This is a genomic window from Variovorax sp. P4_B10, assembly GCF_056402375.1.
In genome coordinates, this window is sequence record NZ_JBFUHN010000007.1 from 34,747 (window position 1) to 48,649 (window position 13,903).

Consider the following 13,903-nt stretch of genomic DNA (forward strand, 5'->3'; position numbering starts at 1 on the left):
CATCTGGGAGGCTGACCAGCCGAGGGAGAACACCATGCCGTCCATGTCCGAAAGCGAACGCATCGCCCTGGCCGCCCGCCTTCACGTGGCACTGCGGCGAAAGCATGGACGCGTGACCGACACCGAATGGATGGCCACCAATGCCGAGTACGCCGCCGAGATCGTGCGCATGACGCGCGCGCACGCCGCGGAAACCAAGGACGAGGAGCTCGACCAACTCGCCACCCGCCTCGAGCAGGCCATGGAGCCGCTGGCGCGCGCCGCACGGCTGGCGGCGCGTGCGCCCGACGGCAATCCGCCGAACCCGTCGCCGCGCTCCGTTGGCGGGCTGCGCTGACTCCTTCTTGGGGAGCGTTCAGGACGCGGCCAGCGCAGCCTTGCGGATCGACTGCAGCGTGCTGGCAGGCGTGATCGCCTCCGGGTCGAGCAGGCAATGCAGGATCGCCGGCTTGCCGCTCGCACGTGCTCGCGCCAGTGCGGGGCCGAACTCTTCGGTGCTCGTGACACGCTCGCCATGCCCACCGAACACCTCGGCATAGCCGCGGAAGTCGGGGTTCTTCAGCTGCGTGGCGCTGATGCGGCCCGGGTAGTGCTTTTCCTGGTGCATGCGGATCGTGCCGTACATGGCGTTGTCGAGCAGCACCACGAGGATGGGCAGGCCGTACTGCACGGCGGTGGCGAATTCCTGGCCGTGCATCATGAAATCGCCGTCTCCCGCAAACACCACCACCTCGCGCCCGGGCCACAGCCGCTTGGCGCCCACGCCGGCCGGCAGGCCGTAGCCCATCGAGCCGCTGGTCGGCGCCAGCTGGCTCGCGAACGCGCGGAACGGCCAGAAGCGATGCACCCAGGTCGCGAAGTTGCCCGCCCCGTTGCAGAAGATGGTGTCGGCCGGCAGCACCTCGCGCAGGTGCTGCATGACCTCGCCCATCTGCAGCGGGCCGGGGATGCGGATGGGGGCGGGGTCGCTCCAGCGCAGGAAGTCTTCGCGCGCGGTCTTCGTCTCTGCCTGCCAGACGGGCGGTGAAGACGGGCGCAATGCGGCCACCGCTTCCGCAAAGGCCTGCGGCGTGGCGTGGATGCCTTGTGCCGGGCGGTAGAGCTTGCCGAGCTCGTCGGCATCGGCGTGCACATGCACCAGCGCCTGCTTCGGCTGCGGAATCGCCAGCAGTTCATAACCTTGCGACGGCACTTCCGACAGGCGCCCGCCAACCAGCAGCACCAGGTCCGCCTGGCGGATGCGCTCGAGCATGCGCGGATTCGCGCCGAGGCCCAGGTCGCCTGCATAGCAGGGATGCTCGGCCGACATCAGCATCTGGCGGCGGAACGAGCAGTACACCGGCAGCGAATAGGCTTCGGCGAAAGCTGCGAACTGCTGCGTCGCGGCTTCGGACCAGCGGCTGCCGCCCAGGATGACGACGGGGCGCTGCGCCTGCGACAGGCGCTGCTGCAGCTCGGCGAGTTGCGACGCACCGGGATGGGTTTCGGTCACCGCATAAGGCAACGCATCGGCCACCGCGGTGGCTTCGGTCAGCATGTCTTCCGGCAGCGCAATCACCACCGGACCGGGCCGGCCCGAGGTCGCGACATGGAAGGCGCGCGACACCAGTTCAGGCACGCGCGCCGGATCGTCGATCTGCACCACCCACTTGGCCATGGTGCCGAAGACCGCGCCGTAGTCCAGCTCCTGGAAGGCTTCGCGGCCCAGCGCCTCGCGCGCCACCTGGCCCACGAACAGCAGCAGCGGCGTCGAATCCTGGTGCGCGATGTGCACGCCGGCGGCCGCGTTGGTCGCACCGGGGCCGCGCGTGACGAAGCAGACGCCCGGGCGTCCGGTGAGCTTGCCCTGCGCCTCGGCCATCATCGCCGCGCCGCCTTCCTGGCGGCACACCGTCACCTCGATGGACGCATCGTGCAGCGCATCGAGCACAGCCAGAAAACTTTCGCCGGGCACGCAGAAGAGCTGCTTGACGCCGTGGGTGATGAGTTGATCGACCAGGATCTGGCCGCCGGTGCGGGGTGAGGTCATGAGGGCTCCGAGGGATTGAAGATGTTCAGGAGAGCGCGGCGCATGCAGCGGCGATGCGCGCACACGCCTCTTCAAGCTGCGCCATCGACGTCGCATACGAGATGCGGAAATACGGCGCCAGACCGAACACGCTTCCCGGCACCACCGCCACGTCGAAATCCTGCAGCAGGTAGCGGCAGAAGTCGCTGTCGGTCTGCAGCAGCGCACCGCCGGCGGTGCGTTTGCCGAGCACGCCGGCACAGCTTGCAAAGGTATAGAAGGCGCCCTCGGGCACGCGGCAACGCAGGCCGGGCGTGCGGTTGAGTGCGGCCACCACGAAGTCGCGGCGCGCCTGGAAAGAAGCGCAGCGCTCGGCCACGATGCCCTGCGGCCCGGTGAGCGCCTCGATCGCGGCGGCCTGGCTGATCGACGACGGGCACGAGGTCGATTGGCTCTGCACCACGGCCATCGCGGCGATCAATGCACGCGGCCCGGCGCCGTAGCCCACGCGCCAACCGGTCATCGCGTAGGCCTTGGACACGCCGTTCACGGTGAGCGTGCGTTCGCGCAGCCGCGGCTCGACGGCCACCGGCGTCGCGAATGCGAGGCCGTCATAGAGGATGTGTTCGTAGATGTCGTCGGCCAGCACCCAGACGCCCGGGTGGTCCAACAGCACGTCGGTGATCGGCTTCAGTTGCGCGGCGCTGTAGGCCGCGCCGCTCGGGTTCGACGGCGAGTTGAGAAACAGCCAGCGCGTGCGCGGCGTGATGGCCGCCTGCAGTTGTTCCGCACTCAGGCGAAAGCCGTTCCCTTCGCTGCACGCGACCGCAACGGGCACGCCGCCGCAGATCTGCACGATGTCCGCGTACGAGGTCCAGTACGGCGCGGGCAGGATCACCTCGTCGCCCGGATTCAGGCTCGCCATCAGCGCGTTGAAGATCACCTGCTTCGCGCCCGCGCTCACGCTGATCTCGTCGAGCGCGAAGGCCAGCGCGTTGTCGCGCTGGAACTTGAGCTGCACGGCCGCCTTCATCGCGGGGCTGCCGTCGAGCACCGTGTAGCGCGTGTCGCCGCGCTCGATGGCGCGCACCGCCGCGCCGCGGATGTTCTCGGGCGTATCGAAGTCGGGCTCGCCCGCGCCCAGCACGATCACCGGGCGGCCGGCGCGCTTCAGGGCCTGCGCATGGTCGGTGATGCGCAGGATTTCCGAGACGTGGATGGCGCGCACGCGTTGCGCCGGCGAGAACACGGCAGCGTCTGTCACTTCGTGTAGGTCTCCAGTGGCTTGTCGTTGGGTTCGAGCACCAGCTGCTTCAGCGCCGGGCTCATCGGCAGGTTGAGGCTGGTGTTCTTCGGCGGAATGGCTGCGACGAACCACTTCGTGTAGATCTTCTCGAGCTCGCCGCTCTTCATGAGCTTGCGCAGCGAATCGTCCACCGCCGTCTTGAAAGCCGGGTCGTCCTTGCGGAACAGCAGCGCGATCGGCTCCGAGCCCAAGGCCTCGCCCACGATGCGGTAGGCGGTCGGGTTCTTCGAGTTCGCGATGATGCCGGCGAGCAGGTTGTCGTCGAGCACGAAGGCATCGGCGCGGCCCGACTCCATCAGCAGGAAGCTCTCGAGGTGGTCCTTGCCGAGCATCGTGTTGTAGGAGACGTTCTGCGCGCGTTCGCGCTTGCGCAGCAGCTGCACGGCGGTGGTGCCGGTCGAGGCCGATACGTTGCGGCCCGCGAGCTGGTCGAGCGAGGTGATGCCCGAGTCGACCTTGGTCGCCATGCGCACTTCGCTCACGTACGTGGTGAGCGCGAAGGCCACCTGCTGCTGGCGCGCGGTGTTGTTGGTGGTGGGGCCGCAGCCGATGTCGAGCGTGCCGTTCTGCACCAGCGGGATGGTGTTCTGCGCGGTCACGGCCATGTATTCGAGCTTGGCATTGGGCGTGATGTCCTTCAGCACGCGCTCGCAGAGTTCGACGTGGTAGCCCACGTACTTGTCGCCCGCGCCCAGCATGTAGGCCATGGGCGGCGAGGCTTCGCGCACGCCGAGAACGACCTTGCCGCTCGCCTTGATCTTGTCGAGCGTGCCACCGGTTGGGGCCTGCTGCGCGGTGGCGCTGCCGAAGGCGAGCGCGAGCAGCGCTGCCGCGGTGACGGTCTTGAATCGCATCTTCATGTTCTCTGTCTCCTGGTAGTTTTTCTTTGAAAGGGCGCGGCATGCCCTGCCGGCGCGGCATGATTTTTCGTGGGACATCGCGGAACCGGCTTCGCCGGGCCGCAGATGTCGCCCCCGGTAGGGGGTTGGCAAAGCGACACGAAGTGCGCGAAGCCTGGGGGCGAGCCTCAATCTCCGATGTCGAAGGTCACGCCCTGCGCCAGGGGCAATGCCGTCGAGTAATTGATGGTGTTGGTCGCGCGGCGCATGTACGCCTTCCAGCTGTCCGAGCCCGCTTCGCGCCCGCCGCCGGTTTCCTTCTCGCCACCGAAGGCCCCGCCGATCTCGGCACCGCTCGGGCCGATGTTGACGTTGGCGATGCCGCAGTCGGAACCGGCGCTGGACATGAAGCGCTCGGCCTCGCGCACGTTGAGCGTGAAGATCGACGACGACAGGCCCGCGCCCACCGCGTTGTGCCATTCGATCGCTTCGTCGAGCGAGCTGTAGCGCACCACGTAGAGGATGGGTGCGAAGGTTTCGCGCAGCACGGGGCCGGCGTGCGACTCCAGTTCCACGAGTGCGGGGCGCACGTAGTAGGCGTCCTGCGTGCCGATGCCGTCGACGCGCTGGCCGCCATGCACCTTCGCGCCAAGTTCGCGGCTTTCGCTCAAGGCCTTCTGCATCCCGTCGAAGGCGGCGCGGTCGATCAGCGGACCGACCAGCGTGCCGGCCTCGCGCGGATCGCCCACCTGCACGTTGCCGTAGACCTTCGCGAGCTTGGGCACGAGCTGGTCGTACACGCTGTCGTGCACGAACAGGCGGCGCAGCGTGGTGCAACGCTGGCCGGCCGTGCCCATGGCCGAGAACGCGATGCCGCGCAGCGTGAGGTCCAGGTCGGCCGAGGGCGTGACGATGGCGGCGTTGTTGCCGCCGAGTTCGAGGATCGCGCGGGCGAAGCGCGCAGCGAGCTTGGGCCCGACCTGCCGGCCCATCGCGGTGGAGCCGGTGGCCGAGAGGATCGGCACGCGATGGTCGTCGACCAGCACCTCGCCGATATCGCGCTGGCCCAGCAGCAGGCCGAGCAGGCCTTCGGGTGCATCGCCGAAACGCTCGATGGCGCGCTGCGCGATGGCATGCACGGCGAGCGCGGTGAGCGGCGTCTTTTCGGACGGCTTCCACACCACCGAGTCGCCGCACACCAGCGCGAGCGCCGCATTCCACGACCACACGGCCACCGGAAAGTTGAAGGCCGAGATCACGCCGCACACGCCCAGCGGATGCCAGGTTTCCATCATCCGGTGCTCGGCGCGCTCGGTGGCCAGCGTGAGGCCGTAGAGCTGGCGCGAGAGGCCGACCGCAAAGTCGCAGATGTCGATCATTTCCTGCACTTCGCCTGCGCCTTCGGACGGGATCTTGCCGGCCTCCAGCGTGACGAGGCGGCCAAGGTCTTGCTTGGCGGCGCGCAGCTCTTCACCGAGCAGGCGCACCAGCTCGCCACGGCGCGGCGCCGGCACATTGCGCCAGGCCTTGAAGGCCTCGTGCGCACGGCCGATGGCGCCGGTGGCTTCGACGGCGGTGGTCTGCGGCACCTGCGCGATCACTTCGCCGGTGACCGGCGAGCGCACCGTCAGCTCGCCGCCGGTGTGGGCGGAGCGGGGCACGCCCAGGCGCTGCAGCAGTTGCTCGATCTCGGTGGCGAGGGAATGGGGGGCTTGGGCTTCGGACATGGGCGCTCCGGAAAGGAGGAGGAAAAAGAAAGGCGACAGGGGCGACGGAATGCGGCCAATATCTGCGAATCCCGCGCGGTTGCCTAGTGAAAAAATGGAAGGACTTGATGCGTTTCGGGAATGAACTGCGCCTTCGGAGGAGACTGTTTGTCTCGTGGGTCGAACGGCCAGGCCGGTCCGCCGGGTGGTGAGACCGCGACCTTCGCTCACTGTGGCTTGGGGGCCTCGGGCACGGTGATGCGCTGCCCCGCCGGCGAGCCCGCCAGGCTTTGCGCCGGCCTTCTCAGCGTCGCATCGAAGGGGTTGATCTTCGGCCCGATCGCCGCCGCCTCGCGCTTGAGCAGTTCCACCACCGTGGGCATGCGGTCCGCATTGAGCCGGTCCGCGATCGTGCCCACGCTCAAGGCGGCCACCGCGCGGCCTTCGCGGTCGAGGATCGGCACCGCCACCCCGGCCATGCCTTCGAGCAGCCCGGTGTTGCGCCCCGCATAGCCCGCCTGCCGCACGCGCTCGATCTCGGTGCGCAGGTAGACCTCGTCGTACACACCGTACTCGCGCACGCGCGAGAGATTGAAGCGGATCACCTCCTCGCGTTCCGCCTCCGGCAGGAAAGCCAGGATCGCCAGCGCCCCCTGCCCCACGCCCAGCGCGATGCGCCCGCCGATGTCGCCCGTGAACGAGCGGATCGGAAACGGCCCCTCGCTGCGGTCGAGGCACACCGCGTCGAAGCCGCTGCGCACCAGCAGGAAAATGCTGTCGCCCAGGCTCGCGCACAGGCGCAGCAGCACCGGCCGGCAGATCGCGCGCAGGTCGCCGGGGTTGCCGGCATTGGCCGCGAGCGCGAAGAAATCGATGCTCAGGCGGTAGAGCTTGGTGCGTTCGTCCTGCTCGACCATGCCTTCGGCGATCAGCGATTGCAGCAAGCGGTGCGTGGTGGCCTGGGTCAGGCCCACGGAACGTGCGATCTGGGTCACGCGGCCGCCCTCGGCCTGCACCGCGCCGAGCGCGCGGATCACCGAAAAGACGCGCGGCACGCCGCCGCTGGCCGCCGGCACCTCCGAGGTGGTTTCCATACCTTGCTCCTGTGGAATTCCGTGGATTACTTTCGGCCATCATATTTCAATGAACGGAATAAATCAGATAAATATTCTGATTAATGGAATACCCGAGGCGATCTGGCGCAATCGTTGCAATAGAGTGAATTGAAAGTACTCAGCGGTCCATGGCCTGCACCAAGACGTCGCACGCCATCTTCCTGCCCCACAGAAAGGCGCTTCCATGTCATTCCTACGGCTCACCGACGTGACCAAGTTCTACGGCAGCACCCGCGCGGTCTCCGCCATGAACCTCAGCGTCGAAAAGGGCGAGTTCGTCTCGCTGCTCGGCCCTTCGGGCTGCGGCAAGACCACGACGCTGCAGATGATTGCGGGCTTCGAGGCCGTCAGCAGCGGCCGCATCGAACTCGCGGGCAAGGACATCACGCACGCCAAGGCCAACACGCGCGGCCTGGGCATCGTGTTCCAGAGCTACGCCCTCTTCCCGCACATGACGGTGGCCGACAACGTGAGCTTCGGCCTCGAGATGCGCAAGATGCCCAAGGCCGAGCGCGCGGAACGCGTGAAGCAGGCACTGGCGCTGGTGCACCTGGAGCCGCACGCCACCCGCTACCCGCGCGAACTCTCGGGCGGCCAGCGGCAACGTGTGGCGCTGGCCCGCGCGCTGGTGATCGAGCCGCCGGTGCTGCTGCTCGACGAACCGCTCTCCAACCTCGACGCCAAGCTGCGCGAGGAAATGCAGTTCGAGCTGCGCCAGATCCAGCGCAAGGTCGGCACCACCACGGTGATGGTCACGCACGACCAGAGCGAGGCCATGTCGATCAGCGACCGCGTGGTGGTGATGGAAGGCGGCTGCGCCACGCAGATCGACCATCCGCACCGGGTGTACGAGCATCCGAGCACGCGCTTCATCTCCACCTTCGTGGGCAAGGCCAACCTGCTGAACGGCCGCGTGACCACCTGCAGCGCCGGCAGCTGCAACGTCGAGGTCGGTCCGCTCGCGGTCGAAGTCAACGAAGGCGGCTTCAAGTCCGGCGCCTCGGTGCTCATGAGCGTGCGCCCCGAAAAACTGCAGCTGGTGACGGCCGGCCGCGGCCGGCTCGACGGCACGGTGCAGGAACGCTTCTTCCTCGGCAGCCAGTGGCTCTACCGGCTGGGCACGTCCGCCGGGGACCTGATGGTGCTGAGCCCCAACGACGGCCGCGACGCGCTCGACGAAGGCGATGCCGTCGGCATCGACTGGCCCGCGCACTGCACGCGCCTGCTGCCGGCCGAGGAGGCCGTGGCGGCATGAGCGGCATGAAGAACAAGGCCGCGCCCTGGTGGCTGTCGGGCCCTGCCCTGCTGCTCTTCGCCGCACTGCTGCTGGTGCCGCTGCTGCTCACCGCCGTGCTGTCCTTCAACGTCTACGACCCGGCCACCGGGCCGAAGGCCGGCGAGTTCACGCTCGACCACTACGCGCATGTGTTCACCGACTCGTACTACCACGGCATCTTCTGGCGCACCTTCTGGATCTCGGCGCTGGTCACGCTGATCTGCGTGGTCGTCGGTGCGCCCGAGGCCTACGTGCTGAGCCGCATGCGCAACCCGTGGCGCTCGGTGCTGCTGCTGGTGGTGCTGGCGCCGCTCCTGGTGTCGGTGGTGGTGCGTGCCTTCGGCTGGAGCATGCTGCTCGGGCCCGAGGGTGCGATCAACGCGCTGCTCGGCCTCGTGGGCATCGGGCCGGTGAAGATGCTCTACACCGAGACCGCGGTGATCGTCGCGCTGGTCCACGTGATGCTGCCGTTCATGGTGATCCCGGTCTGGACCTCGCTGCAGAAGCTCGACCCGGGTGTCGAGAACGCGGCGCTGTCGCTCAAGGCCTCGCCCTTCACCACGCTGCGCCGCATCGTGCTGCCGCAGGTGATGCCGGGCATTCTTTCGGGCAGCCTGATCGTGTTCGGCCTGGCCGCGAGCTCGTTCGCGATTCCGGGGCTGCTCGGCGGGCGGCGGCTCAAGATGGTCGCGACCGTGGTGTACGACGAGTACCTCAGCGAACTGAACTGGCCGCTCGGCGCCGCGATCGCGCTCACGCTGCTGGCAGCCAACCTCATCGTGATGCTGAGCTACAACCGCCTCGTCGAAGGCCGCTACAAGAAAGCGCTGGGCTGACCGCATGAGCAAGAACGGCCCCTTCGCCCTCGCGTTCAACGCGCTCGTCATCACCTTCATGCTGGCGCCGCTGCTGGTGGTGTGCATCGTCGCGTTCACGCCAGAGAACACGCTGACCATTCCGACCACCCGCTTCTCGCTGCGCTGGTTCGCCGCGGTGTTCGCGCACCCCGACTTCATGCAGTCGTTCTGGAACAGCCTGTGGCTCGCGCTGGCCTCGGCCACCATTGCCACGCTGCTCGCGGTGCCGGCCGGCATGGCGATCACGCGCTACGCCTTTCCGGGGCGCGACTTCCTCAACGCGCTGTTCCTCTCGCCGCTGATCATTCCGCACCTGGTGCTGGGCGTGGCGCTGCTGCGCCTGTTCGCGCTGGTGGGCGGTACCGGCAGCTTCGGCTGGCTGGTGATGGCGCATGCGCTGATCGTCACGCCCTACACGCTGCGCCTGGTGGTGGCCGCACTCGTGGGCTTCGACCGCAGCGCCGAGCAGGCCGCGCTCTCGCTGGGCGCGAGCCAGGCCACGGTGTTCCGGCGCATCACGCTGCCGATGATCCTGCCGGGGGTGACGGGCGGCTGGATGCTGGCCTTCATCAACAGCTTCGACGAAGTGACGATGTCGATCTTCGTGACTGCGCCGAGCACGGTGACGCTGCCGGTGCGCATGTACATGTATGCGACCGAGTCGATCGATCCGCTGATGGCGGCGGTGTCGGCGCTGATGGTGGCGGTGACGGCCGTGGCGATGGTGATCCTTGATCGCGTCTATGGGCTGGACCGCGTGCTGGTGGGGCGCAAGTAGATCCATGAGTGCAACGACATCCCATGCGCTGCTGCATCGCGTGGCCGAAACCGGCCGCGCCGCCGTGCCCTTCACGCTCGACGGCAAGCCCGCCTCCGCGCTGGCCGGCGACACCGTGCTCACCGCAGTGCTCACGCAAGGCAGCCAATTGCGCCGCAACGAATTCAGCGACACCCCCCGCGCCGGCTTCTGCATGATGGGCGCCTGCCAGGACTGCTGGGTCTCGACGGCCGAAGGCGAACGCCTGCGCGCCTGCTCCACCTTCATCGCGCCGGGCATGGCGCTGGTCACCGGGCGAGGCGGCGCATGACGGGCGCCGGACTTCAACCCGTGATCGTCGGCGCCGGACCGGCCGGCGTGCGCGCAGCGCAGGCCCTGGTGGCGCACGGCCTGCGGCCGGTGGTGATCGACGAAGCCTCGCGCGCCGGTGGCCAGATCTACCGCCGCCCGCCCGCCAACTTCGTGCAGCGCACGGCGGCCACGCTCTACGGCTTCGAGGCCGCACGCGCGAACGCCGTGCACGAAGCCTTCGACGCGCTGCGCGACCGCATCGACTACCGGCCCGACAGCCTCGTCTGGAATGCGCAAGGCGGTGTGCTCGACGTGCTGCACAACCCGACGCGCAGCACGGCCCGCGTGCCGCATGGCGCGCTGATCGTCGCGACCGGCGCCACCGACCGCGTGCTGCCGGTGCCGGGCTGGACATTGCCCGGCGTCTACACGCTCGGCGGCGCGCAGGTGGCACTCAAATTCCAGGGCTGCGCCATCGGGCAGCGCGTGGTGCTCATGGGCACGGGGCCGCTGCTGTACCTCGTGGCCTACCAGTATGCGAAGGCGGGCGCCAAGGTCGCGGCCGTGCTCGACACCGCGCGCCTCGGCGACCAGATCGCCGCGACGCCCGCGATGCTGCGGCAACCCGCCGTGTTCGCCAAGGGCGTGTACTACGTGGCCTGGCTGCGCGCGCACGGCGTGCCGCTGCACGGCGGTGTGCGTCCGCTGCGCGTGGTTGGCGATGCCGAGGCGCGCCGCGTCACCGGCGTTGCATGGCATGACGGCCGCGAAGAGCGCACGCTGGATTGCGACGCGGTCGGCTTCGGCTACGCGCTGCGTTCCGAAACCCAACTGGCCGACCTGCTGGGCTGCCGCTTCGAGTTCGCGCCGCTGCACCGCGCCCATCTGCCGGTGCGCGATGCGGCCGGCCGCTCCAGCGTGGAGGGCGTCTACCTCGCGGGCGATGGCGCCGGCATCATGGGCGCCGACGCGGCCGAATGGGCCGGCGAGCGGGCCGCGCTCGCGCTGCTGGCAGACCGCGGCGTGGCCGTCGATGCCGCGCGCGCCAAAGTACTCGAGCGCAAGCTCGAAGGACTCGCGGGTTTCCGGCGCGGCCTGGAACGCGCCTTTCCGCTGCCGCAGGACTGGGCCGCGAATGCACCCGACGATCTGGTCGTCTGCCGCTGCGAGAACATCACGGCCGGCGCGCTGCGCCAGACCGTCTCCGTCAACGGCGCCGACGAGATGAACCGCCTCAAGGCCTTGTCGCGCGTCGGCATGGGCCGCTGCCAGGGCCGCATGTGCGGCGTGGCGGCCGCCGAGATCCTCGCGCATGCGACAGGCCAGCCGCTGGCGCAGGTGGGCCGGCTGCGCGGGCAGGCGCCGATCAAGCCGATTCCGATCCAGCTCGTCACGCAAGCACCCATCGCGGGAGCCGGCGCATGAGTTCGATCAAGACATTGCGCACCGATGTGGCCATCGTCGGCGGCGGCATCGTCGGCGCCTCGGCCGCACTCGCATTGCGGCAGATGGGCATCGGTGTGGCGCTGCTGGAACGCGACCTCTGCGGCTCGCGCTCCAGCGGCGTGAACTACGGCGGCGTGCGGCGCCAGGGCCGGCCGCTGAACCAGTTGCCGCTCGCGCAGCGCGCGCACCGGATCTGGGGCCGCCTGCCTTCGCTGATCGGCACCGACGGCGAGTACCTGCGCTCCGGCCATTTCAAGATCGCGCGCAGCGAAGCCGACATGGCGTCGCTGGAACGCTACCGCGCGCAAAGCCTCGATTTCGATCTCGGGCTCGAACTGATCTCCGACGCCCGCCTGCGCGAACGCTGCCCCTGGCTCGGGCCGCGCGCCGTCGGCGGCTCCCTGTGCGTGGAAGACGGGCAGGCCAATCCGCGATTGGTGTCACCCGCCTTCGCGCTCGCGGCGCAGCGCGCGGGCGCGAAGGTCTTCGAGCGCCACAAGGTCGACGAGGTGGCGCACGACGGCGCGACCTTCATGCTGCGTTCGGGCAACGCGCTCGAAGTGCATGCGCCGGCGCTGCTCAACTGCGCGGGCGCATGGGCCGGCCCCATCGCGACGTACTTCGGTGAAGCCGTTCCGCTGCAATCGGGCCACCCCGCGATGGCCGTGACCGAGCCGCTGCCCTTCTTCATGGACTGGAGCCTCGGCGTGGAAGGCGGCGGCATCTATTGCCGGCAGGTCGCGCGCGGCAACCTCGTGCTGGGCGGCGGCGGTGCGGGCGTGCCGCTCGACGCCGACCGTGCGCGCTCCGACCGCGACGCCATCGCCTCGCTCTCGGCGCAGGCTATCGCGCTCCTGCCCGCGCTGCGCCACGCGCATTTCATCCGCACCTGGAGCGGCACCGAGGGCTACCTGCCCGACCGCCAGCCGGTGCTCGGCCCAAGCCGCACCACGCCGGGCCTCTTCCACGGCTTCGGCTTCGCGGGCGCGGGCTTCCAGATCGGCCCGGCCGCGGGCGAAGTGCTGGCCGAGCTCGTGCGCGATGGGCACAGCAGCACGCCGATCGACGCCTTCTCGATCGACCGCTTCTTCGCGCAAGAACAAACCGTCACCCCCACCTCCCCCTGAAAGGAAAACACCATGTCCCGTTTTCAGAAGACCTTCTTCTCCCTTCGCCGGACCCTGCTCGGTGCGGCGGCGGTCGCCGTGCTCGCGGCCGGCGGTACGGCGAGCGCGCAGACCAAGACGCTCTACATCGGCATGAACGGCGGCACCATGGAGAAGGCATACACGCAGTACGTGTTCCCGGCCTTCGAGAAGCTCTACGGTGCCAAGGTGGTGGTGGTGCCGGGCACCTCGTCGGACATCCTCGCGAAGGCGCAGGCCAACAAGGACCGCCCCCAGATGCACGTGATGTTCCTCGACGACGGCATCATGGTGCGCGCCATCGGCATGGGCCTGTGCCAGAAGCAGCGGCCCAACCCCTCGCTGGCCGAGATCTACCCGGCCGCGCGCTTCAAGGACGACATGGCCAGCGGCGTGAGCCTGGGCATGACGGGCCTCGCCTACAACGCCAAGATGTTCAAGGAAAAGGGCTGGGCGCCGCCCACCTCGTGGATGGACCTGGCAGACCCCAAGTTCAAGGGCAAGGTGGTGTTCCAGTCGATGTCGTCCTCGTCCTTCGGGCTGCACGGCTTCCTGATGTTCAACCGCATCCAGGGCGGCAACGACAAGAACGTGGAGCCGGGCTTCAAGGCCTGGCCCACCACCGTCGGCCCCAACGTGCTCGAGTACATCCCGAGCTCGGCCAAGCTGTCGGAGATGGTGCAGACCGGCGAGGCGGCGATCTTCCCGCTCACGCCCACGGCCGTGGCCGCGCTCAAGACCAAGGGCATTCCGGTGGAATATGCGCCGCCCAAGGAAGGCGCGGTGGTGCTGATGGTGGGCCAGTGCGTGATTGCGAACAACAGCGAGCCCGAGCTGTCGCAGAAGCTCGCCGAGTTCCTGCTGAGCCCGCTGGCCCAGGCCAACGTGCTGCAGTACGGCGCGCAGATCCCGACCAACCCCAAGGCACCGGCCGTGGGCGAAGGCGCGACGCAGGTGGCGGACATCAACAAGTGGATGAAGACCGCGATCACCATCGACTGGGAGAGCATCAACGCCAATCGCCCAGCCTGGAACGCGCGCTGGAACAAGACGATCGAGCGCTGAGCGCGGCTTTTTTCGCCAAGATGGGCACGGGATTTTTCCCGTGCCCATTTTTTTTGAGCCCGGATGTCTGA

Annotated in this window: 13 protein-coding genes; 8 read left to right on the top strand and 5 right to left on the bottom strand. The window is 68.6% G+C overall.

The window, feature by feature from the left end; all coding sequences use genetic code 11:
- The first annotated feature begins 34 nt into the window (after positions 1-34).
- Positions 35-337 carry a hypothetical protein gene (locus tag AC1DXX_RS05510; protein ID WP_478133160.1) on the top strand — a complete coding sequence of 101 codons (303 nt, stop codon included), beginning with the start codon at positions 35-37 and terminating at the stop codon, positions 335-337.
- A gap of 18 nt (positions 338-355) precedes the next feature.
- On the opposite strand, the gene AC1DXX_RS05515 is transcribed toward AC1DXX_RS05510, so the two are convergent.
- The 5 genes from AC1DXX_RS05515 to AC1DXX_RS05535 form a co-directional block, all read right to left on the bottom strand.
- Positions 356-2,029 carry a thiamine pyrophosphate-binding protein gene (locus tag AC1DXX_RS05515; RefSeq protein WP_478133161.1) on the bottom strand — a complete coding sequence of 558 codons (1,674 nt, stop codon included), beginning with the start codon at positions 2,027-2,029 and terminating at the stop codon, positions 356-358.
- A gap of 25 nt (positions 2,030-2,054) precedes the next feature.
- Positions 2,055-3,272, bottom strand: coding sequence for a pyridoxal phosphate-dependent aminotransferase (locus tag AC1DXX_RS05520; protein ID WP_478133162.1), 1,218 nt, complete (start codon positions 3,270-3,272; stop codon positions 2,055-2,057).
- Complete coding sequence (locus tag AC1DXX_RS05525; protein ID WP_478133163.1) at positions 3,269-4,174, bottom strand: amino acid ABC transporter substrate-binding protein; 906 nt, start codon at positions 4,172-4,174, stop codon at positions 3,269-3,271. Before AC1DXX_RS05525 ends, AC1DXX_RS05520 begins: the two co-directional genes overlap by 4 nt.
- Positions 4,175-4,341: 167 nt before the next feature.
- The gene (gene amaB / locus AC1DXX_RS05530) at positions 4,342-5,880 is read right to left on the bottom strand and encodes an L-piperidine-6-carboxylate dehydrogenase (RefSeq protein ID WP_478133164.1); all 1,539 of its coding nucleotides are present in this window, start codon (positions 5,878-5,880) and stop codon (positions 4,342-4,344) included.
- Positions 5,881-6,086: 206 nt separating this feature from the next.
- Complete coding sequence (locus tag AC1DXX_RS05535; RefSeq protein WP_478133165.1) at positions 6,087-6,953, bottom strand: IclR family transcriptional regulator; 867 nt, start codon at positions 6,951-6,953, stop codon at positions 6,087-6,089.
- Positions 6,954-7,158: 205 nt separating this feature from the next.
- On the opposite strand from AC1DXX_RS05535, the gene AC1DXX_RS05540 reads away from it, so the two are divergent.
- The 7 genes from AC1DXX_RS05540 to AC1DXX_RS05570 are packed head-to-tail and all read left to right on the top strand — an operon-like array spanning position 7,159 to position 13,832.
- Complete coding sequence (locus AC1DXX_RS05540) at positions 7,159-8,229, top strand: ABC transporter ATP-binding protein (RefSeq protein ID WP_478133166.1); 1,071 nt, start codon at positions 7,159-7,161, stop codon at positions 8,227-8,229.
- Entirely contained in the window at positions 8,226-9,086 is an 861-nt protein-coding gene (locus AC1DXX_RS05545; protein WP_478133167.1) for an ABC transporter permease, read from the top strand. Before AC1DXX_RS05540 ends, AC1DXX_RS05545 begins: the two co-directional genes overlap by 4 nt.
- Before the next feature lie 4 nt (positions 9,087-9,090).
- Complete coding sequence (locus AC1DXX_RS05550) at positions 9,091-9,885, top strand: ABC transporter permease (protein ID WP_478133168.1); 795 nt, start codon at positions 9,091-9,093, stop codon at positions 9,883-9,885.
- Between the two features lie 4 nt (positions 9,886-9,889).
- Positions 9,890-10,195, top strand: a complete 306-nt coding sequence (locus AC1DXX_RS05555) for a (2Fe-2S)-binding protein (protein ID WP_478133169.1) — start codon at positions 9,890-9,892, stop codon at positions 10,193-10,195.
- The gene (locus tag AC1DXX_RS05560) at positions 10,192-11,601 is read left to right on the top strand and encodes an FAD/NAD(P)-dependent oxidoreductase (RefSeq protein WP_478133170.1); all 1,410 of its coding nucleotides are present in this window, start codon (positions 10,192-10,194) and stop codon (positions 11,599-11,601) included. Before AC1DXX_RS05555 ends, AC1DXX_RS05560 begins: the two co-directional genes overlap by 4 nt.
- Complete coding sequence (locus AC1DXX_RS05565) at positions 11,598-12,749, top strand: NAD(P)/FAD-dependent oxidoreductase (RefSeq protein ID WP_478133171.1); 1,152 nt, start codon at positions 11,598-11,600, stop codon at positions 12,747-12,749. Before AC1DXX_RS05560 ends, AC1DXX_RS05565 begins: the two co-directional genes overlap by 4 nt.
- 12 nt (positions 12,750-12,761) lie before the next feature.
- On the top strand, positions 12,762-13,832 hold the full coding sequence (locus AC1DXX_RS05570; RefSeq protein WP_478133172.1) for an ABC transporter substrate-binding protein: 1,071 nt from the start codon (positions 12,762-12,764) through the stop codon (positions 13,830-13,832).
- Positions 13,833-13,903: the final 71 nt, after the last annotated feature.

Bases quoted from the DNA above. Each gene is read 5' to 3' on its own strand.
- AC1DXX_RS05510 (WP_478133160.1), top strand. From the start codon at position 35: ATGCCGTCCATGTCCGAAAGCGAACGCATCGCCCTGGCCGCCCGCCTT.
- AC1DXX_RS05515 (WP_478133161.1), bottom strand. From the start codon at position 2,029: ATGACCTCACCCCGCACCGGCGGCCAGATCCTGGTCGATCAACTCATC.
- AC1DXX_RS05525 (WP_478133163.1), bottom strand. From the start codon at position 4,174: ATGAAGATGCGATTCAAGACCGTCACCGCGGCAGCGCTGCTCGCGCTC.
- amaB (WP_478133164.1), bottom strand. From the start codon at position 5,880: ATGTCCGAAGCCCAAGCCCCCCATTCCCTCGCCACCGAGATCGAGCAA.
- AC1DXX_RS05535 (WP_478133165.1), bottom strand. From the start codon at position 6,953: ATGGAAACCACCTCGGAGGTGCCGGCGGCCAGCGGCGGCGTGCCGCGC.
- AC1DXX_RS05540 (WP_478133166.1), top strand. From the start codon at position 7,159: ATGTCATTCCTACGGCTCACCGACGTGACCAAGTTCTACGGCAGCACC.
- AC1DXX_RS05545 (WP_478133167.1), top strand. From the start codon at position 8,226: ATGAGCGGCATGAAGAACAAGGCCGCGCCCTGGTGGCTGTCGGGCCCT.
- AC1DXX_RS05550 (WP_478133168.1), top strand. From the start codon at position 9,091: ATGAGCAAGAACGGCCCCTTCGCCCTCGCGTTCAACGCGCTCGTCATC.
- AC1DXX_RS05555 (WP_478133169.1), top strand. From the start codon at position 9,890: ATGAGTGCAACGACATCCCATGCGCTGCTGCATCGCGTGGCCGAAACC.
- AC1DXX_RS05560 (WP_478133170.1), top strand. From the start codon at position 10,192: ATGACGGGCGCCGGACTTCAACCCGTGATCGTCGGCGCCGGACCGGCC.
- AC1DXX_RS05565 (WP_478133171.1), top strand. From the start codon at position 11,598: ATGAGTTCGATCAAGACATTGCGCACCGATGTGGCCATCGTCGGCGGC.
- AC1DXX_RS05570 (WP_478133172.1), top strand. From the start codon at position 12,762: ATGTCCCGTTTTCAGAAGACCTTCTTCTCCCTTCGCCGGACCCTGCTC.